Here is a 24,442-nt window from a genome sequence, read left to right on the forward strand (position 1 = left end):
TAATGTGTTGTATGTTCAAGCCCAAAAAAACATATAAAGGTGATCTTGATGAATTCAAATAATGATGCTTTATTCAATTATTTCAAAGAAGGTGAGTATGAACAAATAATTGATACTTGTTTAAGCAATGAGGTGGTCGAGTTAACGGCGTACTCTATTAATTTATTAGGAATGAGCTTGTTGTTGTCTGGTAATGATGAAAACTATTCTTCGTTTCTAGCATTAAATGTTTCGGAAGATTTGTTGATTTATAAAGATTTTTATATAGCAGGTTGGATTTATAACTATGATCGAAGTAAAGCAATTGAATTGTTTAAAAAAGTTGGAAATGAAGTTTCTGAGCGAGGACATTTGATCGAGGGAAAATCTTGCTCTTGGTTAAGGGGGGGTTCTAGCTTTTATGTTGAAAAAAATTATAATCATATATTTGATGCTTTGGAGTGTAAATATCTTGGTGCTTCCCCTAAGAAAAATAACGTTATTATTGCCACTTCTGATTCTGAATACTTTGATAGTTATAGCTCTGGGTTAATTGAAAGCTATGTTTCTTATGGGTCTGTTTCTTCAGAATTGCTTGTCGCTGTAGTAAATCCAAATGAGTTGTTGCTTGAATATTTGAATAAAAATATTAAAAGTTATAACGAAAAAGGAGTGTATTTTATAACTCTTAAAGGGGATAATAATAAGTGGTTTTTTGCTTTTAGTCGATTCTTAGTTGCTGATTGGATTTCGCGTGATTTTTTTAGAAAAATGTTCATTATTGACATTGATTGCATTTTTAACTCCGCTCCAGATGTTATCTTTGATGAATTGTCTACTATTGATGTTGGCTTTAAGGAAAAGAAAACAGGCTTACCTTGGCAAAGAATTCAGGCTGGTAGATTGTTTATAAACTCAACTTCTACTGGTGGGGCTTTCCTTACTCAGCTTGTGGCTAATATTAAAAAAAGCTATACGAATGAAATTGATCAATGGTTTTTGGATCAAAATATTTTAGAGCAAACAAGGCATGAGTTTACCGAAAAATTTTATCAGTTAAAGTTTTTAAATTTAAACAAGGTTAAGCATTTGAGAGACGTTGTGTTTGCGCCGGCAGGTTTTAAGAAAAAAACCATTAAAGGATCGATAGGAGTATCTACATCAGATTGTATTAATTATTTTTATTTTAAAAGAGACTACAAATCTCTTTCTAGGTTGGTAGATAGTGGTGCTGTAAATTTTAATTTACTTTCTAAATGGACATTGTATCGAATTGGTTTAATGTATAAAAATGAAAAGAAATTTAGTAAGGCTTTGCCCGTTTTTGAGCTATGTGTCAAGAAATATCCGGGCTTTAAAGATGCGATTGATAATTTATTGAAAATTGAAAAGTGTCTATAAATGAGTTTTAATTTTATTAAACTAAAGAAGTTTTTTTCTATTTCGAAGGCTGTGAGCCTTTTTTCTTTAATGCCGAATAATGAGAAGTCTCAAGAAAAAAAGAAGTTTACTGTCATAGGTGACACTACAAAGAACGATATTATATCTTCAAAAGCTAAACTTGCAAAAGTTGATTTGGATATAGTTGGTGTGGGGAATGTGTTTGAAATAGATGTCAACTCTACAGTCGTTGCTAAGATTTCTATCTCTGGTGATTCAAATAAAGTTTTCTTTGAAGAAGGTGTCGTTTTTAGAGGAAGGTTAATTGTTAGGGGGAATAATCAAGTTGTAACAATAGGTAAGTTTTCTACTTTTCAATCGGCATATCTTTTATGCCAAGAAGGCTGCAATATTGAAATAGGTCATTGGTGCATGTTCTCAAGGGATATAGAAATACGCACCACTGATGCCCACTCTGTCGTAGATGTTAAATCTCGGGAACGTGTTAACCACCCCGCCTCTGTTAAAATCGGCAATCATGTGTGGGTGGGCGTTGGTAGCTTAATTAGCAAAGGCTCTGAAATACCTAATGATTCTATCGTAGGTGCCTATTCGTTTGTAAATAAGAAATTTACCGATGAGAATGTGCTTATCGCAGGTACACCTGCAAAAATTGTCAGGCAAGGAGTGACCTGGAATAGAGGTCGTAAATCAAAATTTTCCAAGGCAAAGCTTGATCACTGGAAAGAACCACCATCAAAGACGGAATGATGACCATGAATTTGAACGGCTACAATATCTCTATAGCGAATGGTAAAGCATTTACCCTATTGGCAGGCATCAATGTCCTTGAATCACGTGATCTAGCGATGACCGCCTGTGAGAAATATGTTGAAGTGTGTGGCAAGCTTGAGATCCCCTATGTATTCAAAGCTAGCTTTGATAAGGCCAACCGTTCTTCTATTCACTCTTACCGTGGCCCTGGTTTAGAAGAAGGTATGCGCATTTTTGAAGATGTGAAAAAAGAGTTTGGCGTGCCAGTAATTACCGATGTGCATGAACCTTGGCAGGCAGCTCAAGTTGCTGAAGTAGTGGATATTCTTCAGTTGCCCGCCTTCCTTGCACGCCAAACGGATCTGGTAATGGCTCTGGCGAAAACTGGCAAGCCCATCAATATCAAAAAGCCACAGTTCTTAAGCCCTGGGCAAATGGTTAATATTGTTGAGAAGTTCAAAGAGGCGGGTAACGACCAGTTAATGCTTTGTGACCGAGGCACCAGCTTTGGGTATGACAATCTGGTGGTTGATATGTTGGGCTTCGGTGTTATGAAAGAAACCTGTGGTGACTTGCCGATTATCTTTGATGTTACCCATGCACTTCAGCAGCGCGATCCGCTTGGCGCCGCATCAGGTGGTCGTCGCAAACAGGCTCTTGAGTTAGCACGTGCCGGGATGGGGATTGGGATAGCCGGGTTGTTCTTAGAAGCCCACCCAGATCCGGACAATGCCAAGTGCGATGGCCCCAGTGCGTTACCTCTACACCTGCTAGAGCCTTTCCTTATTCAGGTCAAAGCTATTGATGATGCTGTGAAGGCCATGCCAGCACTTGAGATTGATTAAGGAGTAGGGTGTGTCTGAATTACAGCGTGTAGCATTGATTATTCCCGCGCGATATGGCTCAAGTCGTTTGCCGGGTAAGCCGCTTGCCGACTTGCTGGGTAAGCCAATGGTGCAGTGGGTATATGAGAAGGCACAGCAAGTGCCTTCCGCTAGTACTGTGGTTGTAGCGACAGATGATCAACGAATCGTTGATGCAGTACATGCCTTCGGTGGAAATGTAGTGCTTACATCCCCGGACCATCCTTCGGGCACTGATCGACTAGTTGAAGTGATGGAGCAAGTAAAAGCCGACATCTATATTAATCTACAGGGCGACGAACCCCTTGTTCGACCTGACGATGTAGAGCAACTAGCTCAAGGCATGTTGGCAGATAACAACGTTGATGTTGGAACGCTTTATCACGCTATTGACGACGAAGAAGCCCAGAATCCTAACGTTGTAAAAGTTGTGCTGGGTCAAAAAGGCAATGCGCTTTATTTCAGCCGGTCTCCTATACCTTATCCTCGTGAAGTTAATAAACACCCTGGATTTAAAAAGCATGTAGGCGTTTATGCATATCGCAAACGAATACTTGAGCAATACGCTTCATTACCGCCCTCGGCTTTAGAGCAAACCGAGCAGCTGGAGCAGCTTCGATTGCTCTCTGCCGGGTTACGTATCAGCGCGTTTGAAGTTAAGCCCACAGGGCCTGGTGTGGATACACCTGAGTGTCTAGAAAAGGTGCGTGATATCCTTGCTGGCAAACCCCATCTACCTGTTTCTCCGCTCGCCAAAATTAAATTGGTGATTACGGATGTGGACGGCGTACTGACCGATGGTGGTATCTATTACGATGCAACAGGGGAGTGCTTAAAGCGCTTTCATGTACGTGATGGTCTAGGAATGCGCCTCCTAGAAGAAAGCGGAATTCGGGTGGCTGTATTATCAGGGCGTGATTCTGCCACATTACGCAAACGGGTAGATGATCTCGGCATCACGCTGCATGCGTTTGGTGTTAAGGATAAAGAAGCTGCATGCCTTGAACTCATGGCGAAAGCGGGGGTCACTTCAGAACAAACGGCTTGCATTGGTGACGATTCAATTGATCTTCCAGCATTCGTTGCTTGCGGGCAATCATACGCCGTAGCTGATGCGCCTAACTATGTGAAGCAGCAAGCCACGGGAGTATTAACTCTTGGAGGTGGCCAAGGTGCTTTCCGAGAACTTGCAGATGCTATTCTAGTAGCGCATGGTAAATCTGATGTATTTAATTCCGCGGCAGGTTTTCATTCTGTTTCAAGTGGTGCCGCACAGTAATTTGAACTGCAAAGGAAGTGTGCTGTATGTCTAGTATTAATGTCGGTAAAGTGGTGTTTGAAGTTCAAGCCCGCGCATTGGAAGCGGCGGCTGGCCGACTTGATGATTCGTTTGACCAAGCTGTTGAGATGGTACTCAATACGTCCGGGCGTGTTGTGGTTTCTGGAATGGGAAAGTCGGGGATTATCGGTAACAAGATTGCCGCTACGCTCGCTTCAACTGGTACCCCAAGCTTTGCTGTACATCCTGCTGAAGCCTATCATGGCGATTTGGGCATGTTCACCGCTGAAGATGTTGTCATTTTGATTTCTTATAGTGGTGAGACAGAAGAAGTCATTCGTTTAATACCTTCACTTCGTCACTTTGGTGTAAAAACAATTGCTTTGGTAGGTAATCCAGACTCTACGCTGGGACGTAACAGCGACTTGGTTTTAGATGTTTCAGTGGAGAGGGAGGCGTGCCCAAATAACCTGGCGCCCACAACGTCTACTACCGTTGCTCTAGCGATGGGGGATGCCTTGGCTGTCGCATTGATAGAACGGCGTGATTTTAAGCCGCATGATTTTGCAGTTTTTCATCCTGGCGGTAGTTTAGGTAAGCGCTTATTAACTCGCGTTAAAGATGTTATGCACACAGAACTACCTATATGCGCGCCTCAAGATAATATGAAAGAAGTGATCATGACAATTACTCAAGTAGGTTTGGGTATTGCAGTTGTTGTTGATCATGGCTCGATAAAAGGTGTTATCACTGACGGTGACTTGCGACGGGCTTTGTATAATCATGACAGTTTTGATGGGCTTACTGCTGCGAATGTAATGACTCATAGCCCGCTTACTATCAACGAAGCTGAAATTTTTGCAGATGCGGAAAATATCATGCTGAAAGCAAACGTGACTTCTTTGTTAGTAGTCAGTCAAGATTCTGCGCTCAGTGGTGTGTTAAAGCTACAAGATGCCAATAGGCTGAATTAATATATTACTTTGAGTTTTTTAGCCAGCCTAGTGCTGGCTTTTTTTATTTAATAAATTTATTTTAATTGTTGTAATGATTATTTTGATTTTTTAACATGCTCTTAAAAGCTGAATATATAGTTCAAAAAATCCGAAATAGCTGCGGAGGCAACGGCTGACACTGTGATCGCAGCACTGCGTTAACGTGGCATGGTTAACTGATTCTGAAATGCGCTGGCTGTCAGGCAGTGGCGAGAGTGGCTTCTGCCTGACAGCTTTTTTATGCAATAAATATGTCTTATGCAAGGACTATAATATGGCGCTTACTGATCAAGCTCTGTTGGACGCCGTTGAACGTATTGCCCGAGAAGCGGGCGAGGCCATTATGTGCGTTTACGCCCGCGATTTCAGCGTGGAAAAGAAAGCGGATAACAGCCCGCTGACCGAGGCGGATAAGGCAGCCCACCATATCATTGTGCGAGGATTGCAGGCGCTGCCGGTGCAGTTTCCAATCCTTTCCGAAGAGGATATTGAGGGTTTTACTGGTGCTGATGCCGAAGGCCGCTACTGGCTGGTGGATCCGCTGGATGGCACCAAGGAATTCATTAAACGCAATGACGAGTTTACCGTTAACATTGCCCTGATCGAAAATGGCAAACCGGTGCTGGGCGTGGTAACCGCCCCCGCGCTGGGGGTTGGCTACGTAGCTGCCCAAGGGTTGGGGGCATTCAAGGTTGAGCCCAACGGCGAGCGTAAGGCTATTGCTGTGGCAGGCAAGCCGAAGCCGGGTGCCTCGTGGCGCGTGGTGGGTAGCCGTTCGCACCCCAGCCCAGACCTGGCCGCGTGGCTGGAAAAGTTGGGTGAGCACACCATGCTGCCCATGGGCAGTTCGTTAAAGCTGTGCATCATTGCCGAAGGGTTTGCCGATGCCTACCCGCGTTTGGGCCCCACCTGCCTGTGGGACACTGGCGCTGCCCATGCAGTGGTGCTGGAAGCGGGCGGCCGGGTGGAAACCCTGGAAGGGACTGCGCTTAGCTACGCTAACCCCAGTGAAAAGCTCAATCCCTTTTTTGTGGTGTGGGGGCACTAAACCGGTGCACGCACCGAACGATTAAAGATTGCCCGTTTCTGCACTTTCTGATTAGCTAGTTTAATTAGCATTAACTTTTGTGGCTGGTTGTTTATAGTCGGCTTTTATAGCCACCTTTTAAAGACAGGTTAGGGAAAATTAGCATGAAAATTGCCGTTGCCGGAACGGGCTATGTAGGGCTTTCCAACGCAATGCTGCTGGCGCAGCACCATGAGGTAGTTGCGGTGGATATTGTTCCCGAAAAGGTCGAGCTGCTGCATAACCGCCGTTCTCCTATTGAAGATACGGAAATAGCTGCTTTCTTAAATCGTGACGACCTGAACTTCACCGCTACGCTAAATGCCGACCAGGCTTACGCTGATGCTCAATTCGTGATTATTGCTACCCCCACCGATTACGACCCTCAAACTAATTATTTCAATACGAAAAGCGTTGAAGCGGTCATTGAGCAGGTGATGCGTATTAACCCTAAGGCCGTCATGGTGATTAAATCCACCGTGCCGGTGGGGTACACCAAAGAAGCCGCAGTGCGTTTTAATACTCAAAACCTGATTTTCTCGCCTGAGTTTTTGCGTGAAGGAAAGGCGCTCCACGACAACTTGTACCCTTCGCGCATTATTGTTGGTGAGCGTTCCGAGCGTGGGAAAACGTTTGCTGAGCTCCTAACACAGGGGGCATTGGCTGAAAATGTTGAGGTGCTGTTGACCAACAGCACTGAAGCTGAGGCAATCAAGCTGTTTGCCAATACCTACCTGGCCATGCGGGTCGCTTACTTCAATGAACTGGACAGCTACGCGGAAACCCACGGTCTGGATGCCAAGCAGATCATTCAGGGGGTTGGCCTAGACCCGCGTATCGGCAAGCACTACAACAACCCAAGCTTTGGGTATGGCGGCTATTGCCTGCCGAAGGATACCAAGCAGCTGCTGGCCAACTACGCCGATGTGCCGAGCAACATCGTTCAGGCGATTGTGGATGCCAACCGTACGCGCAAGGACTTTATTGCGGATTCGGTGCTGCGCCGCAACCCGAGCGTAGTGGGGGTGTATCGCCTTATCATGAAAACGGGCTCAGATAACTTCCGCGCCAGTGCCATGCAGGGTGTGATGAAGCGCATCAAAGCGAAAGGGGTGGAAGTGGTGGTTTACGAACCGGTGCTGGAGGAAGACAAATTTTTCGGTTCAACCGTCATACGAGATCTGGACGCGTTCAAAGAGAAGTGTGATGTCATTCTGGCTAACCGCATGGTCGCTGAGTTGAGCGATGTGGAAGCTAAAGTGTATACCCGTGACCTGTTCGGCAGTGATTGATGGCGGTAAACTCTTATTAGGGTTTCTTGCTATGTTCGTTTCTTATAGCGCTTGTTACCACGCGCTACTCACAGTTCAGGGCATTTAAAATGCGTAAATATTTCGGCACGGACGGTGTGCGTGGTCGGGTGGGAGAATTTCCCATGACCCCGATTTTTGCCATGAAGCTTGGCTGGGCGGCGGGTAAGGTATTGGGCGCTGAAGGGGTGAAGGAGGTACTGATTGGTAAAGATACCCGCGCTAGTGGCTATATGCTGGAATCTGCATTAGAAGCGGGCTTTTCGGCGGCGGGGGTGAACGTTGCCTTGGTGGGGCCGTTGCCTACCCCTGGTGTTGCCTATTTAACCTCTACCTTTCGGGCGGATGCGGGCGTGGTTATTAGCGCATCACATAACCCCTTCGATGATAACGGCATTAAAATTTTTGCCCAGGGAGGCCAAAAGCTAACCGACGATCAGGAGCATGAGATTGAGTGTTGGTTACAGGTGGCTATTGACGGCGGCATGAGCTGCGTTAGTTCTGCTAAGTTAGGTAAAGCACGCCGTATTGATGATGCGGCTGGTCGTTACACTGAATATTGTAAGGCTAATCTGCCGGGGCATCTGAGCCTAAACGGGCTTAAAATTGTCGTCGATTCGGCTAACGGGGCTGCCTATAAGGTGGCCCCTGCTGTTTATAGTGAGCTGGGTGCAGAGCTCATTAGCATTCACGATACGCCGAACGGTATTAATATTAATGAGTATTGTGGTGCTACCCATTTGCAGAGCCTGTGCGAAACGGTGCTTGCCCACCAGGCCGACCTGGGGATTGCGTTAGATGGCGATGCCGACCGTTTGATGATGGTCGATCACACCGGCACAGTGGTGGATGGTGACGAATTGTTGTTCCTGCTGGCCAAAGATGCCAAAGCATTAGGGTATAGCGGCGGTGTGGTGGGTACTCAAATGAGTAATTTAGGCTTAGAGCAGGCATTGGCGGGATTGGAAATGCCCTTTCTTCGCGCCAAGGTGGGCGACCGCTATGTGATGGAGCAGCTTAAAGCCACCGGCTGGCGTTTAGGTGGTGAAGGCTCAGGCCATTTATTGAGTTTAGATCATGCTTCTACCGGGGATGCCATTATTGCGTCGCTTCGCGTGCTTAGCTGTTTATTACAGCAAGGCACGCGGCTGTTTGATGCCAAACAGGGGATGCACAAACTGCCACAAACGCTAATCAACGTGCGTTATACCGCTCAGGCAGATATTGACCCGCTGGAAACGGATCAGGTTCAGGCTGCCGTTGCCCTGGTGGAAACGGCATTAGGCCAAGATGGTCGTGTGTTGCTGCGTAAATCAGGCACTGAACCGTTGATTCGTGTGATGGTAGAAGCTGTCGATGCGCACCAGGCCCAACACTGCGCTGAACAAATAGCCAAAGCACTTGTTAATTAAAATCGATGCATCTCGCTTCGCACGTGACCATGCATTATCTTGTTGATTAAAAAGGCGTTTATGGCGTGAAATAGAAGAATGTCGATATGCTAAAACGTCTTTTTAAAAAATAGAAGCAATCAATATGTGGCTGAATGGAGCAAGGGAGACGTAAATGGATGCCATCATAAAGGCTTTTTTTGATGAAATACCAAATGCTAACAAAGCTAAAGAGCGTGTTGCGTTTGGCACATCGGGCCATCGTGGCCGCGCTACTGAGCGAACGTTTAACGCAGCCCATATTTGGGCGATTACTCAAGCAGTCATCGATTACCGGCGTAAAGCGGGCTATCAGGGGCCGTTGTTTCTAGGTTTTGATACCCATGCGCTTTCGCGGCCTGCTTGGGAGTGTGCACTGCAGGTGCTGGCTGCCAATAATGTGCCTGTTTTTGTTGAGAAAGATCACGGCTATACCGCCACACCGCTCGTCAGCCACGCTATTTTGCAGCATAACTTGGTGCCGGATGGCGCCTTGGCAGATGGCTTAATTATCACCCCTTCGCATAATCCTCCGGAAGATGGCGGAATTAAGTATAATCCGTACCATGGCGGCCCGGCAGACACTGATGCCACCGACTGGATTGAGCTGCGCGCTAACGCTTATCTGTTGCGTAAAGTGGAAGATGTACCCACTGTGCCAGTTGAGCAAGCGATTGCCCATGCCCAAGAGTACGACTTCACCGCTCATTATGTCGCCCAGTTGGCGAAAGTGGTGGACATGGGCGCTATACAACAAGCCAATCTAACATTGGGCGTTGACCCCATGGGGGGTACGGCTTTACCGGTATGGCAGGCGATAGTGGCCCACTTCAAGCTGAATCTGGAGGTGGTTAATACTACGATTGATCCAGAATTCGCCTTTATGCCGCCGGACCATGACGGCAAAATCCGGATGGATTGTTCAAGCCCTGCGGCGATGGCCAATCTGCTCAAAATTAAAGACCGCTTTGATATCGCTTTTGGCAACGACCCTGATGCGGATCGCCATGGCATTGTGGATGCCAACGGTTTGATGAATCCAAACCATTTTTTGGCGGTGTGCATTGATTACCTGATCACCCATCGCCCAGAGTGGGCAGCGTCGTTAAAAGTGGGCAAAACACTGGTGTCATCTTCGATGATTGACCGCGTGGTTGCTTCTCATGGGCGCGAACTTTACGAGGTGCCGGTGGGCTTTAAGTGGTTTGTGGATGGTTTGCACGAAGGCTGGTTGGCGTTTGGCGGTGAAGAGAGCGCTGGCGCTAGTTTGCTAACGCGCGAGGGTAAGGCTTGGTCTACCGATAAAGATGGCATTGTGCTGTGCTTGCTGGCAGCGGAAATCATGTCGGTCACTGACAAAACGCCCGGCGAGTATTACCGCACGCTTACTGAGCGCTTTGGTGAGCCTTTTTATAAGCGTGTTGATACCACCTGTTCACCCGAAGAGAAAGCGGCGTTTAAAAACCTTAGCGCTGAGAGCGTGACCGAGCAAGCGCTGGCAGGTGATCCGATTACCGCGGTGTTGGTAGCCGCGCCGGGCAATGGCGCCGCTATTGGTGGTATTAAAGTTACCACTGAAAACGGCTGGTTTGCCGCTCGCCCCAGCGGCACAGAATCACTTTATAAAGTTTATGCCGAAAGTTTCAAAGGCGAGCAGCATTTAGACGAGTTGATTGAGAATGCTAAAGCACTGTTAGCGGGTGTGTTAAAAGAATAGAGCTGCCAGACGGCTGCCCGCTGGGGGGGCAGTGTGCAGCCGTGCTGGGGGTGGTTATCTGCCCTTGGGCGTCGTTCCGCCGCCAATGCGGGTGCGTTTACTGGTTATGGTAAGTAATCGGGCGCGCTACGGTTTGCATTGTTCCCAATTCATCTCGGCTACGTTGGGTGCTTGTTGGGTGCCCCAGCCGGGTTCGTACCAGCCTTTTTGAACGTTTTGGTGGAAGCTTGACCATTCCCAATCGCGGGGTGCTTTGGTCCAGCCTTGCTTGACGGGATTGTAGTGGATGTAATCCATGTGGCGTTGCCAGTCGTTTTCGTCACGGATGACGTGTTCCCAAAAACCGCGCTGCCAGGCGTTTTGAATGCCGTGTGGGAAGAGGAATTCCTTTGATGCGTATTTTTTGATGTCTCGCCAGCGGGATGAGTAGTCGGCGTCGCCTTCTGGGAGCGTCAAGAGGCAATGAAGATGATCGGGGAGTAGAACAAACGCATCATGAAGGGGCGCTCGTTTTTAACACGGCGAAACGCACGGCCCGGCCCAGGGCTTCAATATTTAGACGATCAGCGAGACGTGGTTGTCGTGCGTAGGTGACGACTGTAAAAAAGTAGCTGCCGCCGGGAATATACGCGCGTCGGTAGGTTGCCACCCGTACCTCCATGCAGAATAGTTAGCTTTTGAAGGCCCATAGTCGCGCATATTGATTCGCCGTGGAGCGTCGTTACAACTTGCTTAAGGTTCCGAGAGGGACGTCGAGATGCTGTGGGCGGTTGAGGACGTTGAGCAGTACGATGGCGCGCTCTTCGCCTTTGCAGCGGGTGAAGATGGCTTCCAGGTCCTTGAAGGGGCCGTCGGTGATGGTGACTTTCTCACCGGCGCTGAAGTAGGTGTGAATGCCTTCCTTTTGATGTGGCTGGGCGCGTAGCACTTCGACGAGCGAGTCAGGAACCGCCATGGGTTTATTGCCAAAGGTCAGCAGGCGTAGGACGCCACGTGTAGAGCGAATTGGCCGCCAGTTACTCACCACTTGATCCAAACAGATGAATAGGTAGTAAGGAAACAGTGGCTCGGCAATAGTGACCAGCTTGCCCTGGCGTTTACGCTGTGCATTAAGTACTGGGTGAAATATCTTGTACCCTTGGTTGGAAAGATTTTCAGCGGCGCGAAATGATTCGCCACCTTTGCATTGAATAGCGTACCAGGAGGGCGTTATGTCTTCTTGGTCGTTGTATACGGCCATGCAATCATCCTTACGTCTAAGAAGAAAAGCACTGTTAAATTATTGCAGCAGCGCGGTTAATGCATCAAGTGTTTGATCAATTTGCGCTTGAGTGTGATCACAGGAAAGGAAGAAGCGCAGCCGTGCGCTTTTTTCGGGTACGGCCGGGTGCAGTATCGGCTGTACGTTGATCTGCTGTTCCAGTAACCCGTGCGAGAGTCGAGCCGCAGCCGCCGAACTGCCGATAATAACAGGCACGACTGCTGCTCCGATGCTCTTGCCGGTATCCAGCCCGCGGGCGGTGGCCTGTTCCAGGAAGTAGCGTGAAATGGCGTGCAGGCGCTGGACTCGTTCGGGCTCCTGCTGCATCAGTTGCAACGCGGCCAGCGAAGGGGCGGCGACCTGTGCGGGCATACCCACGCTGTAGAGGAAACCGGGCGCCAGGTAGCGCAAGGTTTCAACCAGCGGCTTGCTGCCGGCGATGTAGCCGCCACAGCCAGCCATGGCCTTGCTCATGGTGCCCATCCAGATATCCACATCGCGCGGGTCGATATCAAAATACTCGCGCAGCCCCAGGCCGGTGTCGCCCATTACCCCGAATGAGTGGGCTTCATCGACCATCAGCCACGCTTGGTAGCGCTGCTTGAGTTCGATAAAACGCGGAAGCTCCGGGATGTCGCCATCCATGCTGTAGAGCCCTTCGATGACAATCAGTACCCGTTCGAACTGGTGCCGATGACGTGCCAGCAGGGCTTCTAGCGTAGTAGGATCATTATGGCTGAACGGCATGCGCTTGGCGCCAGAAAGCTGTGCGCCGACGAGTGAGCTGTTGTGGATATACTCGTCGTGGAGCACTAAATCTTTAGGGCCGAGCAGGTAGCCGAGTGTGGAAACATTAGTGGCATGACCGCTGACAAACGCGACGGCATCTTCAACGTCATACGTTTTGGCCAGGGCCTGTTCCAGCTCCTGGTGGATAGGCCGTTCGCCGGAGACCACGCGACTGGCGGAGACTGACGTTCCGTAGCGGGCCACGGCATCGCAGGCGGCCTGGTTGATACGTGGGTCGCCCGAGAAGCCGAGGTAGTTGTAGCTGGCAAAGTTGATGCAGGTCTGCCCGTTGATCACGCTGGTCGCCCCAGCGGTGCCTTCGTGTACCTTGAAGAACGGGTCGACCAAGCCTAGCTGATCGGCGGCCTGGCGCATCATGGCAATTTGCTGGTAGCCGGGCTGGGCATCGAAGCGCGTAAAGCGCTCCGGCACCGTGCGCTGCTCAGCCCCTTGCCCATTGGATGACGACGCGGTAGCGCTGGCAGCACGCGGCGCGGCGCGTTTGCGTGCTTGTTCCAGAAGCTGCTGTTTCAGTTCAGAGCGCTTGGCGGTCATGGTGTCTCGGTCGCGGGTGATGAAGAAGCAGAGGTAGATTCAATCGTGAACCCCTCCGAACCGTGCTGTGCGGCCAGAGAAGCTATCGCATCTTGCGGAGCATCTTCAACATCGTCGTGTTGATGCATTTTCTGAATCAGCACGCCCGCCAGCTTGTCCAGCGTCGAGGCTTCGCTGAGTACCATCACTGACACCTGAACGCCCAGACGGTTCTCGATAGCGGTCATTAGCTCGACGCCCATTAGGGAGTCGAAGCCCATGTCGTAGACCGAGCGGTGAATATCGAGCTTCTCTTCATCGATCAGCAGAATGCTGGCCAGTTCGGCACGCAGTAAGTCGGTGACCGTGCTGTGCAGCTCCTCTGGCGAGAGGTCGGCCAGCAGGGCGCTGATGTCGTCGTCGGCATCTGTGCTGCTGTCGTCGTCGCTGGCACGGGCAATTTCATTGAAGCGGGGTGCTTCAGCGGTCGGCAGGAAGCGAGCAAGCGCGCCCCACTCCAGCTCCAGCACGCCCAGGCTTGGCCCTGGAGTCAGCAGCATCTGCTCCAGCACGTTCAGCGCGTCCTCCGAGCGTAGCGCCGAGCCGCCCAGGCGCTCTTGCAGGGCATCCCGGGTGCGGGTGTTGCGGGCCAGGAAGCCGACATCCTCAATGGCGCCCCAGCGTACGCAGGTCGCCGGTAAGCCAGCGGCGCGGCGGTTAGCGGCAAAGGCTTCCAGCCAGTGATTGGCGGCCACGTAGTTAGCCTGACCGGGGTTACCGAACAGCGTGGTGGCCGACGAGTAGAGCACGAAGAAATCCAGCGCCATTTCGCGGGTTAGCGCATCGAGGTGGCGGGCACCGTCGATTTTGGGCGCCAACACTTTCTGAATACGTTCGGCATTCAGGTTACGGATCAGGCCATCGTCGATTACCGTGGCGGCGTGCACAATGCCGCGTAGCGGTGCGAGTTCAGCCTTGGCGCGATCAAATACCGCGGACAGAGCAGTGCGGTTGGTGATATCGCAGGCCGCAGCCAATACTTTGACGCCTTGCTGCTCGAAGGCCGCCATTGCTGCTTGGGCTTCTTCGCTGGCAGGGCCGCTGCGGCTAAGCAGAATCAGCTGCCGCGCGCCTTTCTCGACCAACCATTGGGCGGTTCTTAACCCGAAGCCACCCAGGCCGCCGGTCACCAGGTAGCTGGCATCCGCGGACAGTTGCATCGCTGCCGTACCCAGTACTTCGTTTTTGGGCGGTGCGATGGGTTGTTCGTAGGTCACCACAACCTTGCCGATTTGACGCGCCTGCTGCATATAACGGAAAGCGTCGATCACTTGTGTGTGGCTAAACGAGGTAAACGGTAGCGGGCTGAGGGTGCCGTCGTTAAACAGCGCCATCATTTCGCCGAATAGGCGTTGTGTCAGCGCGGGCTGCACCTTCATTAGCTGATCGGAGTCGATACCGAAGTAGCTGAGGTTATTGCGGAACGGGCGCAGACCAATATGGGTGTTTTCGTAGAAGTCGCGTTTGCCCAGCTCCAGGAAGCGGCCGAACGGACGCAGCGCGCGCAGGTTCTGGTTGATCGCTTCCCCGGCGAGGGAGTTAAGCACCACATCCACGCCTTCGCCCTGAGTGTCTTCCAGGATCTCTTCGGCAAAGGTGAGCGAGCGCGAGTCATAGAGCCGATTGATGCCCATCAGACGCAGGAAGTCGCGCTTCTCTTCAGAGCCCACCGTGGCGTAAATTTCCGCGCCTAGCCACTGGGCAATTTGCAGCGCTGCGATCCCCACGCCGCCAGCGGCGCCGTGAATCAGGACTTTTTCGCCGGGTTCTACCCGCGCCAAGTGCTTGAGCGCGTAGTAGACCGTGAAGAAGGTCGTTGGAATCGTGGCTGCCGCGGCAAAGCTGATGCCTTCCGGCAGCGGGGCAACGGCGTGCTGGCTGGCGATAACCTTATCGCTGAAGCTGGCGGGGCCGAAGCCGACTACCGCCTGGCCAGGCGTCACGTGGGTGACGTTGCTACCCACGGATTCGACCACGCCCGCGAATTCGAGGCCCAGGGTCGGTCCGGCGAAGCCGTTCTCGATCGCTTCATCGGAGAGCAGGCCCAGGGTGTACATCACATCGCGGAAGTTAAGCCCGGTGGCTTTAACGCTGATGGCGACTTCGTCAGGGCTGGCTTGCGGTAGCGGGCGAGGGCGCCACGTTAACTGGCGCAGTTGCCCAGGCATGGCAAAGCCTAGCGTCATCGCTTGCTGCGGCTGTTTAGTCTGCTCGTTAGTCGGTTCTGCCGCCGCCGGACGCGGCGCGGGCAGGGTGCGCAGCCGAGTGGCAAAGCGGTGGCCCTGATGATCGATCAGCGCTTCGTTTTCGCTATCCGGCTGAGCCAATAGCGTAGCCCAGGCGTTTAGCGCTGGCTCGCTCATCGCTGCCGGTATATCCAGCAGATAGACGTTGTGCCCGACGGCTTCATTGGCCAGTGAGCGGCCAAAGCCCCAAAGTGCGGCATCACCAGGCGCCTCGTTAGCGCTAGTGGCGGGCGATGGCTGCCAGAGCGCGCTAAGGCCATGGGTCACCAGCCATAAGGAGGCGGCGAGCGACTGCTGCTCTAACGCCAGCGTCCACTTGAGGGCGTGATCACAGCGGGCGGTTTGCGCTTCAGTGCTGTTAGCCCCTAGGCCACGCAGGTCAATGACATTGAGCGTTTGCTCTGAGTGATTCGCCAGCGCCGGTTGCGCTAGCGCATGAGCCAGCAGCTCAGCGGGTTCGCTCTGGCTAGTGCTGAGCAGCGCAGAAGCGCCTTGCGACTGCAGTGCGTCGACGAGAGTAGCTGCCAGCGCTTCACTGTTTTGATCGGAGACCACCAAGTGACGCCGCTGCGTTGAGGTGGACTCGACTTCGTCCACGGCTAACGGATAGTGGGCGTGGAGCAGATAGGCACCGCTCTCGCTCTCTTCCAGCGCCATGGGTGTGGAAACCACAAAGCCTTGGTCGTTCAGCCAGCCGATCAGCGTCTCTTGCTCCAGCGCGGTCTGATCGATGCCGGGCGTGGCCAGCATGTCATCCAGCCAGCGGCTCGGGGCGATACCGATCACCATGACCTGGGCGCCTGGCGCTAGCTGCGCGGGCAGTGCTTCTATCAATTGGCGCGTCGCGGCGGGATGGGTGATATCCACGCTAACAAACGCTACTTGGGCTTTTTCAACGCCCCTGGGGGCGGCTAATTCAGCGAAGTCGTTTTGATCGAGGTGCTGCATATCCATCAGTGGGAAACGTTCTTGCAGCTGTTCCGCCTGATGGCGCGTGCTATCGAGGGTGGTGATCACGCGGTAATGGGTAAGGTCGTGGTAAAGCGCTTGGGCACTGCGTTCCAATAAGCGTTCGCCCAATGCAGGCGCACTCGGGCCTGCTTCGAGCAGTTGCAAACGCTGCCCGCCAGGGAGCCCTGCGATCAGCGCATCTATCAACTCGCCTATTTCACCTGCCAACGCCTGCCAGCCACTTTCGCCCACCAGCACGCGGTTCAAGCGCGCAAGGTGTTCCTGGCTTATGCCCAGCGTTTCAAGATCGCTGCTGCCGCTGCGCAGCGCCTGTTGGTGAAGCCCTAAACGGCCTACCAAATGAATAGGCGCAAAGTAGTCGGGGTAGTCCTGCACCAGCAGTTGCCAGATAACGTCTGGTGAGTGCTGTGCGCCTTCTGAATCAGTATCGGTTTCTGCGTCTGGGCGCTGCTGGGCAAAGGCTTCACTGAGGCTGTCGAGCAGTGGGGCGACTTCGTTGCCATAGCGTTGGCCGGTGCTTTCAGCGTAAACGCTGGCAATATCGGCCAGCCGGGCCAGTGCTTCGGCGGGCAGGGCCAGTGGCTCTGAACGCAGCGGCGCCGGGGTCAGTTCCACATCCAGGTAGCTGAAGTGCTGATGATGCGCGCGGTTAAGACGAATCGCTTTGAAGCGGGTTTTGCTCAATACCGCAACTGCATTGCCTGCGGCGTCATACAGCTCGAAATCGGCGGTAAAGGAGTGCGGTGCGCGCTTGCCCATCACGGCGCGGGCGATAACCGGCGCGCCCGCCTGAGTGTTCACCTGAATGCGCCCGACGCGTACCGGGACAAAGGCCAACTGGGCGGCGAACTCGCTATGCTGGGCCAGCAGCGGAATAAACATCTGGAAGGCGCTATCCAGAATGCCGGGGTGTACGTGCAGCGTGTCGAGCTGTGCCTGCACCTCCTCCGACAGGGCGATCTCACCAATTACCGCATCGCCTTCGATCCAGCCCTTGGAAATGGCCTGGAAGGCGGGGCCGTAGTGCAGGCCAATTTGCTCGGCCATCTGCAGGTGCTCTTCCAGCGTGTAGTCCGGCGCGCGGGAAGGTAGCGCAGGGGCCTTGCGGTTTAGCAGGAAACCACGGCTTTCACGCATGGTGCGGGCCACGGCATTCAGTTGCCATTCACTGCCGCTGGCAGGCTCGCGGGAGTGGATCTCCAGGCGGCCATCTTCCGGCAGATAGGTCAACCGCATGGCACGGCCATGGGGGCCGTCCAGCAGCAGCGGAGCGCGAATTTCGAGCTCTTCGATATCCAGCAGTGGGCTGTCTTTAAGCTGTAGCGCCGCGGCCAGGGTCAGTTCCACAAAACCGGCGCCGGGGAAGACGGCGCCTTCGCCGACGACGTGGTCGGCCAGCCAGGGCTGGCGCTGTGTATCGAGCTGACTTTCCCAAGTGTGTTCGTGCTGTGCCAACGGGTAGCCCAGCAGCGGGTGCTGGTAGTAGCGCGCAAGCAGCCCTTGGCTGTCGTTTGTGGCGTGTAGCCAGTGGTGGCCACGCTGCCAGGGATAGCGCGGCAGCGGCACGCGTTGGCCGACCACCTGCAGGTGGCGGCTAGCCAAATCAAGACCGCTGAGCAGCAGTTGGCCTAAGCAGCGTTGCAAGCCTTCAACGCCCGGTTTATGGCGTTCAATGGTGCCGAAGACCAGACCGGGGCGCTCCAACTGGCGCAGTGACTCATTGAGGTAGCGACGCAGAATGGGGTGAGCACCAATTTCTACAAAGACGTTATGGCCTTGCTCCATCAACGCGCTGGCGGCAGCGTCAAACAGCACCGGCTCACGAATGTTTTTCCACCAGTAGGTGGCGTCCAACGCAAGCCCGTCGCTTTGCTCGCCGGTCACGGTGGAGTAGTAGGGAATCTGCGTCGCCCGCGGCGTAATATCCGCCAGCGCGTTGATCACCCCTGCTTCGATACTGTCCATCACGGGGCTGTGGAAGGCGTAATCCAGCGGCAGGCGCTTGGCGAAAATATCTTGTCCGCTTAGCGCCGCTTCCAAGGCACCCAGTTGTTGGCTGTCGCCCGCCAGGGTAATGCCTTTAGGGCTGTTGATGCCGGCCAGGCAAACCTTGCTGTATTCGGGTTTTTCGAGCCACCCGGCGATGTCGTCGGCACTCATGGCCACGGCGGTCATTTCGCCTTGACCGCGGGTTTTGCCTTGATAATCGCTGCGGTAGTAAATCACTTTCACCGCATCTTCCAGGCTCAGCGCACCGCTGGCCCAGGCGGCGGCCACTTCACCTACGCTATGGCCGAACACCGCGGTGGGGACAATGCCTTGCTCGCGCAGCCACTCGGTAAGCGCCACTTGCAGGGCAAACAGGGCGGGCTGGGCAATTTCGGTCAGCGCGAAGCGGTTGTCATCACTTTGCCCATTACGGCCTTCAAGTTCTGCGCGCAGCGAGAAATCACCGTGCTGCTGAAAAAGGGTGTCGACGCGGTCAATTGTGACAGCGAAGAGCGGCGACTCGCTGAGCAGGTCGCGGCCCATGGTTTCCCACTGGCAGCCGTTGCCATCGTAAACAAACACCGGGCCTACCGCATTGGGCAAGCGCTCGAGTGTGGTGACGCTGTTGGTTTCACCGGCAACGTATTCACTGAGCTGTCTAGCGGCTTCTTCAACCGTTTGCGCAAACAACAGCGCACCATGGCTATGCCGATCACGGTGGTGGAACAGCGTGTAAGCGATGTCATACAGGCTGATGTCGCTACTTTCGCGCAAGTCGTTTTCGCGCAGGTAGATGGCTAGCGTTTCGGCGCTTTGGCTGAGCGCGGCTTCGCTGCGGGCGCTAAGGCGAATCGGTAGCGGTGCATCTGGCGCCTGTGGCTCAGGTTTGCTCCGCTCGGGTGGGCTTTCCAGAATCACGTGGGCGTTGGCCCCGCCGAAACCAAAAGAGTTAATGCCGATAACGAGGCGACCCTCTTTCTTCAGCGGCTGGCCTTTGGTGACGACCGACAGGTTCCACTCATCGAACTTGATGCGCGGATTAAGCTTGCGAATGCCGATGGTGGCAGGCACTTCGCGGTGCTGAATGCTGTAGAGCGCCTTGGCAAGACCCGCTACGCCGGAAGCTGTTTCCAGGTGGCCCAGGTTACTTTTCACCGAGCCGATCAGTAGCGGTGTTTTACGGTGCTGGCCGAGCGCTTCGCCAATGGCGCGGGTTTCAATCGGGTCGCCTACGGCGGTGCCGGTACCGTGAGCTTCCAGGTAGTCGATCTCGTCCGGCGAAATGCCCGCCTGCTGGTAGGCGCGCTTCATCAGGTCAATTTGAGCACTGGGGTTAGGTACCGTCAGGCCGGATTTATGGCCATCGGTATTGACCGCCGAGCCTGCCACGACGGCAATAATGTTGTCGCCGTCGGCGACTGCTTGGTCGTAATCCTTAAGCAGGAAAATGCCAGCCCCTTCTGAGCGTACATAGCCGTTGCCCGCTTCATCAAATACCTGGCAGCGCCCGGTGGGCGAGAGCATGCTGGCTTTGGAGAAGATAATAAAACCGTAGGGGTGCAGGTGAAGGCTGATGCCGCCCGCTAGCGCCATGTTGGTTTCACCACTGCGAATCGATTGGCAGGCTTGGTGAAAGGCCACCATGGAGGACGAACAGGCGGTATCCAGCGACATGCTGGGGCCGTGGAGGTCAAACACGTAAGACAATCGATTCGAGGCGATACTGGAGGTATTGCCGGTGGCCGTAGAAGCGTCGATCGCTGCCATGTCGTCCGCCAGGCGATACGAATAGTCGAGACTGGCGACGCCCAGGAAGACACCGCACTGGCTGCCGCGCAGGGAGCTGGGCAGAATGCTGGCGTCTTCCATGGCTTCCCAGGCGAGCTCCAATAGCATGCGCTGCTGGGGGTCCATGTTGGCCGCTTCACGGGGTGAAATACCAAAAAACTCAGCGTCGAACCCGCTGATATCGCCCAGGCTACCGGCGGCAAAGGTCACGCTGGTGCCAGGATGGCGTTTATCCGGGTGCAAATAGGCGTCGTGGCTCCAGCGATCGGCGGCCACTTCGGTCACTAAATCTTTTTCGGCTTGCAGGTCCTGCCAGAACGTTTCAGGGGTGGTGCCGGGGAAACGATGGGCGGCGCCGATGATGGCAACGCGTTTAGTCATTCTTGCTCCTGAGGTTCTGGTTCTGCCTTGATCACATCGCTATTCATATCGTGTCCAAACACCTGTTTGAACAGCTGGACACCAAGTTCGTTAGCGGCTAGCTCAAATGGCTCATTGTCTTTTGCCAGATGCGCCGTTGCCCTATGTTCAGTTGACCATACCATGTAGGGAGTACGGCTATCAGGGGGCGTGAAGTGTGTATACGCCTCCGGCAGAATCGGCACGTGGTCTCCATACCAGCCTAACAGGCCCGGTCGCATTGCCGTATTTAGCGATTTTTTAACGCTGGCCAACATCTTGTCGGATTCACTTAAATGGTGCAAATAGACTGCGAACTCGCGCAGGTGGCCAGGTAGCGGCCAAGACGCATGGGGCAGCGTGTTTACTAACGTCGCTTGGTTAGGCGCTTCCAAATGTAGCGGGCCGTGATTTTCCATGGTGATGACAAACACAAATAGCGGCCTATTATCGTCATCTTCCAGCAGGCGTCCAATCTTTCGTGCAACCGCTAGGTCACCGATGTACTGGCCGCTTTTGTCACTGCTCTCAAAGGCATTGATATCTATAAAGTGGTCAAAGCCCAATTGGGGGATTACCTTGTGGCGAAAATAGAAACTTGCGAGGTAGGGGTGCACACATATCGTGCGGTAACCGGCCGCTTTCAGTGCGCTCGCCAGGCTGGGACGCGGGTGGCGCAAGAGGGTGCGGTAAGGGTTGAACTGACGTGCCCCCCACTGGTGGGGGGCAATGCCAGTCAATACGGCGCATTCGGTACGCACGGTGTTGGCTCCCCAGGCGGGCACATTCAATGCTCCGTGCAGGGTGGCGCTTGCGCGGGTGGCGTCGAAATGCGGTAGCAGGTTGGCATCCACCTCGCTGCACCAGGGGCGGGGGTCGAAAAACGATTCACTCTGTACCAGTACCACGTTCGGCAGGGTTGGCTCGTTTTGAGACGTTTTAGCCACCGCTGTTAACTGATAAAAAGGCGACTGCTCTGGCGTTGGAATAGGTGAGCGCATCAGCGCCATACCGTAGGCCCATAGGCTGGCAAACAGCCCCAGGCGCTCCAGGTCTTGAGTGGGTTGCAGGGTAATGGCGGGAAGCTTGGGGGTGCTGAAAGAGAGCAGCAGCACGCCGATGGCGATAATCTCCAACGCGCTGATTAAAAAGCGGCTTGCGCCCTCGCTCGTGACGAGCGACGTTTCCCAATAGAAGAACGCCCCAATGGCAATCGCCGCTGCGCTGCTGGCGGCTATCGCTAAGCCAATGCCGAAAAAGGGCACGTATAAGCGCGGATGCAGAATGGCGTCCCAGAAGTATTCAAAGTCGTGGCAAATAAACGGTTCGTTGAGCGTGTTCGACTTGGTATTGCTAGACTGCACGACGACGAGCTGTAGCGAGAGGAACACCATGACCGCGAACCAGGGACGCTGCAGCAGCAACACTAATAGACCAAACAGCAGCACCCATGAGCCCGCATGCACGCCATTAGCCGCCACGCCACGCTGCCAGAAGGGGCGCGGCCGGGGGTTGAGCAGGGCTTCAACACCACCGCTTAACAACAGGCCGATGAGCAGTGGCCACATCAGCGCGCTAATCATGGGGTGTGCCTGCTGAGTGGTTAAAGCCCAGGCGTTTAATTAGCCACTGCGATACGGCGGCGGGCAGCACCGCTAACCACCAGGTGCCGAAATTAAGCGGAAACGGAAAGCTGATGCGAGCCCGGTTAGAAGTAATACCCCGCTTGATGACGTTCGCGGCGCGCTCGGGCGGCCACTCCCACGGTTTGGGGCCGGGCATGGCATCGCACATAGGCGAGGTAACATAGCCAGGCATCACGACAGTCACCCCAATGCCATGGGGGGCGAGCAGCCCGCGCAGCCCTTCGCCGTAGGCTTTAATGCCTGCCTTGCTGGCGCTGTAGCTGGGCGTGGTGGGTAGGCCGTGCCACCCGGCAAGCGAGCTGATCAATACCAGTTGGCCGCTGCCGCGAGCCTGCATGGCGGGCACTAGGCGTTGCACCATGGCGATGGGCGTTTTCAGATTAATATCCAGCAACGCTTGTACGTCTGCCCAGGGCTCTAAAATAGCAGGAGCTTGGGGATGGGTGTTTTTGCCCGCATTGGCAATCACGATATCCGGTACCTGCTCGGCGCAAAGTTCCTCTAGCCAGCTTTTTAAAGCAGGATCATCGGTTAGCGTAATGGTCGAGAGCGTGACCTGGGCACCTTGCTGGCGGCAGGCTGCTGCTAACGCTTCGAGCGTTTCTAACTGTCGGCCGTGCAGCACAAGATGGGTGGCAGGGTCGGCATAGGCGCGAGCGAGCGCCCCACCGATTGCACCCGTGGCGCCGGTAATCAGTACACAGCGAGAGCGTTGGGATTGGCTCACAACAATCTCTCCAACGGCGATGGGCAGGCTTCGAGTATGCGGGCGGCGTTATCCACAGCCAGATCGATACCGGGCTGGCAGTAGTAGCCTCCGTTGACCTGGACGGCATGCATCACGGTTTTCTGGAAATAGCCGAATAGCTCGCCATTGGGCGGCTGTGGCTGCTGCCAGAAATCCGCCAAGTCGCCCTGGTAGGTTAGTCCATCCAGGTTGTAGATGGGATCGCTGAGGGCGAAGGTTGGGCAGTTCTTCTCCAGCGACACGATGCCCACGGTGCTGTTAACGGTCACATTGCCCCTGGCATGCTTGAGCAGGGCGTTGAGATCCCCCGACTCCAGATAGACAATACGCCCTTGGAGACCGTGGCGGTCGGCAAGCTGTTGGATGATTTTGGGATAGTTGACGAGCCCCATGTCCAGCGGGTGGTTCTTGATACATAGCTGGGTATCGCTGGGCGCGTGCCGGGCAAACGATGCCATGACATCGTCCATCACTTCCTGCATGTTGGCGTATGGGGAGTGATCGCGAATTTGCGCGTCGCTGTTTAACTGCAGAGGCAGCATGAAATAGGGGCGACCGCTCTCGATTAGCCGCTTGATGCGTTCGGCATCGCGTTTCTTCCAGACAGCCCGCAGTTGGGCAAATCGCTTGATGTAGCCCGCGTATTCGACCGGGGCGGTGATCGGCGCATGGTTACTGTAGTGCGGTGCCACGAGCGGATTGGCCAGTCCGGCCAGGTGATAGCCGACATCGTGCATTGCGCGGATCTTGAACGAGGAGCGGAAACGGACCGGTGCTGGTGGTTCGGGCAGCGCCTTGCCGGTTTCATAAAACCAGCGTGGATCACGGGGCAGCAACGAGTGGCCGTTGACTCCTTCGCGTTCCAGGGTGATCCAGAACGGACGAAAGTAACCCTCTTCGAACACATGGGTACGAACGCCAGCGGCGGTCGCATTGTCGACGGCGGGGCGGTGTATCGGGCGTCGGTCGCCGAAGACGACCTGGTCGGTGATGGCATACTGCTGCCACAGTGCCTTGATATAGTTGGGTAGTTCCGACATGGGGCCGCGAAACAGGTGGCTTTCGCCGTGGGTACGTTGCCAGTAGGCGATGTCGCCAGCATTGAAGTTGACCTTAACAACACGATGCCCATCGTTGACCAAGCGCTTGGCTAAGCGCTGGTAAAACGGTGAGCAAACGCCCTGCAAAAATAAGAATGCACGCTTCTGATGCTTCAA

General features: G+C 53.8%; 16 protein-coding genes. 9 read left to right on the forward strand and 7 right to left on the reverse strand.

Going from position 1 to position 24,442, the window contains the following annotated elements; translation table 11 throughout:
- Window positions 1-48: 48 nt before the first annotated feature.
- From Q3Y66_RS06580 to pgm, 9 genes are all read left to right on the forward strand, one after another.
- Window positions 49-1,380, forward strand: coding sequence for a hypothetical protein (locus Q3Y66_RS06580; protein ID WP_008959997.1), 1,332 nt, complete (start codon window positions 49-51; stop codon window positions 1,378-1,380).
- A complete protein-coding gene (locus Q3Y66_RS06585) occupies window positions 1,381-2,130 on the forward strand; it encodes a type 12 methyltransferase (protein ID WP_008959998.1) in 750 nt (249 codons plus the stop codon).
- A 5-nt stretch (window positions 2,131-2,135) separates the two neighbouring features.
- A complete protein-coding gene (gene kdsA, locus Q3Y66_RS06590) occupies window positions 2,136-2,978 on the forward strand; it encodes a 3-deoxy-8-phosphooctulonate synthase (RefSeq protein ID WP_008959999.1) in 843 nt (280 codons plus the stop codon).
- Between the two features lie 10 nt (window positions 2,979-2,988).
- A complete protein-coding gene (gene kdsB, locus Q3Y66_RS06595; RefSeq protein WP_008960000.1) occupies window positions 2,989-4,275 on the forward strand; it encodes a 3-deoxy-manno-octulosonate cytidylyltransferase in 1,287 nt (428 codons plus the stop codon).
- 26 nt (window positions 4,276-4,301) lie between these two features.
- Window positions 4,302-5,249: an SIS domain-containing protein gene (locus Q3Y66_RS06600; RefSeq protein WP_008960001.1), complete on the forward strand. Its 948-nt coding sequence runs from the start codon at window positions 4,302-4,304 to the stop codon at window positions 5,247-5,249.
- 295 nt (window positions 5,250-5,544) lie between these two features.
- Window positions 5,545-6,318, forward strand: coding sequence for a 3'(2'),5'-bisphosphate nucleotidase CysQ (cysQ, locus tag Q3Y66_RS06605; protein WP_008960002.1), 774 nt, complete (start codon window positions 5,545-5,547; stop codon window positions 6,316-6,318).
- A gap of 143 nt (window positions 6,319-6,461) precedes the next feature.
- Complete coding sequence (locus Q3Y66_RS06610; protein ID WP_008960003.1) at window positions 6,462-7,628, forward strand: nucleotide sugar dehydrogenase; 1,167 nt, start codon at window positions 6,462-6,464, stop codon at window positions 7,626-7,628.
- Window positions 7,629-7,717: 89 nt separating this feature from the next.
- Window positions 7,718-9,058, forward strand: coding sequence for a phosphoglucosamine mutase (gene glmM / locus Q3Y66_RS06615; RefSeq protein ID WP_035587535.1), 1,341 nt, complete (start codon window positions 7,718-7,720; stop codon window positions 9,056-9,058).
- Between the two features lie 154 nt (window positions 9,059-9,212).
- The gene (gene pgm / locus Q3Y66_RS06620) at window positions 9,213-10,793 is read left to right on the forward strand and encodes a phosphoglucomutase (alpha-D-glucose-1,6-bisphosphate-dependent) (RefSeq protein ID WP_008960005.1); all 1,581 of its coding nucleotides are present in this window, start codon (window positions 9,213-9,215) and stop codon (window positions 10,791-10,793) included.
- A gap of 126 nt (window positions 10,794-10,919) precedes the next feature.
- Here pgm and Q3Y66_RS06625 read toward each other — a convergent pair whose 3' ends face one another.
- From Q3Y66_RS06625 to Q3Y66_RS06655, 7 genes are all read right to left on the reverse strand, one after another.
- Window positions 10,920-11,249: a transposase gene (locus tag Q3Y66_RS06625; RefSeq protein ID WP_238528601.1), complete on the reverse strand. Its 330-nt coding sequence runs from the start codon at window positions 11,247-11,249 to the stop codon at window positions 10,920-10,922.
- Window positions 11,250-11,514: 265 nt separating this feature from the next.
- A complete protein-coding gene (rfaH, locus tag Q3Y66_RS06630; RefSeq protein WP_008960008.1) occupies window positions 11,515-12,033 on the reverse strand; it encodes a transcription/translation regulatory transformer protein RfaH in 519 nt (172 codons plus the stop codon).
- 39 nt (window positions 12,034-12,072) lie between these two features.
- Window positions 12,073-13,398: an aminotransferase class I/II-fold pyridoxal phosphate-dependent enzyme gene (locus Q3Y66_RS06635; RefSeq protein WP_008960009.1), complete on the reverse strand. Its 1,326-nt coding sequence runs from the start codon at window positions 13,396-13,398 to the stop codon at window positions 12,073-12,075.
- Window positions 13,395-20,813 carry a type I polyketide synthase gene (locus Q3Y66_RS06640; RefSeq protein WP_008960010.1) on the reverse strand — a complete coding sequence of 2,473 codons (7,419 nt, stop codon included), beginning with the start codon at window positions 20,811-20,813 and terminating at the stop codon, window positions 13,395-13,397. Before Q3Y66_RS06640 ends, Q3Y66_RS06635 begins: the two co-directional genes overlap by 4 nt.
- Window positions 20,810-22,414, reverse strand: coding sequence for an LTA synthase family protein (locus Q3Y66_RS06645; protein WP_008960011.1), 1,605 nt, complete (start codon window positions 22,412-22,414; stop codon window positions 20,810-20,812). The genes Q3Y66_RS06640 and Q3Y66_RS06645 overlap by 4 nt, the downstream gene beginning before the upstream one ends.
- A complete protein-coding gene (locus Q3Y66_RS06650) occupies window positions 22,407-23,204 on the reverse strand; it encodes an SDR family oxidoreductase (protein ID WP_008960012.1) in 798 nt (265 codons plus the stop codon). Before Q3Y66_RS06650 ends, Q3Y66_RS06645 begins: the two co-directional genes overlap by 8 nt.
- Window positions 23,201-24,442 carry a capsule biosynthesis protein gene (locus Q3Y66_RS06655; RefSeq protein ID WP_008960013.1) on the reverse strand — a complete coding sequence of 414 codons (1,242 nt, stop codon included), beginning with the start codon at window positions 24,440-24,442 and terminating at the stop codon, window positions 23,201-23,203. Before Q3Y66_RS06655 ends, Q3Y66_RS06650 begins: the two co-directional genes overlap by 4 nt.

The sequence above is a fragment of the Halomonas sp. HAL1 genome (assembly GCF_030544485.1).
Lineage (GTDB): Bacteria > Pseudomonadota > Gammaproteobacteria > Pseudomonadales > Halomonadaceae > Vreelandella > Vreelandella arctica.

Excerpts from the sequence above, each read along its gene's own strand:
- Q3Y66_RS06610 (WP_008960003.1), top strand. The coding sequence starts at position 6,462 with ATGAAAATTGCCGTTGCCGGAACGGGCTATGTAGGGCTTTCCAACGCA.
- Q3Y66_RS06585 (WP_008959998.1), top strand. The coding sequence starts at position 1,381 with ATGAGTTTTAATTTTATTAAACTAAAGAAGTTTTTTTCTATTTCGAAG.
- Q3Y66_RS06640 (WP_008960010.1), bottom strand. The coding sequence starts at position 20,813 with ATGACTAAACGCGTTGCCATCATCGGCGCCGCCCATCGTTTCCCCGGC.
- cysQ (WP_008960002.1), top strand. The coding sequence starts at position 5,545 with ATGGCGCTTACTGATCAAGCTCTGTTGGACGCCGTTGAACGTATTGCC.
- rfaH (WP_008960008.1), bottom strand. The coding sequence starts at position 12,033 with ATGGCCGTATACAACGACCAAGAAGACATAACGCCCTCCTGGTACGCT.
- glmM (WP_035587535.1), top strand. The coding sequence starts at position 7,718 with ATGCGTAAATATTTCGGCACGGACGGTGTGCGTGGTCGGGTGGGAGAA.
- Q3Y66_RS06645 (WP_008960011.1), bottom strand. The coding sequence starts at position 22,414 with ATGATTAGCGCGCTGATGTGGCCACTGCTCATCGGCCTGTTGTTAAGC.
- Q3Y66_RS06635 (WP_008960009.1), bottom strand. The coding sequence starts at position 13,398 with ATGACCGCCAAGCGCTCTGAACTGAAACAGCAGCTTCTGGAACAAGCA.
- Q3Y66_RS06600 (WP_008960001.1), top strand. The coding sequence starts at position 4,302 with ATGTCTAGTATTAATGTCGGTAAAGTGGTGTTTGAAGTTCAAGCCCGC.
- kdsA (WP_008959999.1), top strand. The coding sequence starts at position 2,136 with ATGAATTTGAACGGCTACAATATCTCTATAGCGAATGGTAAAGCATTT.
- pgm (WP_008960005.1), top strand. The coding sequence starts at position 9,213 with ATGGATGCCATCATAAAGGCTTTTTTTGATGAAATACCAAATGCTAAC.
- Q3Y66_RS06580 (WP_008959997.1), top strand. The coding sequence starts at position 49 with ATGAATTCAAATAATGATGCTTTATTCAATTATTTCAAAGAAGGTGAG.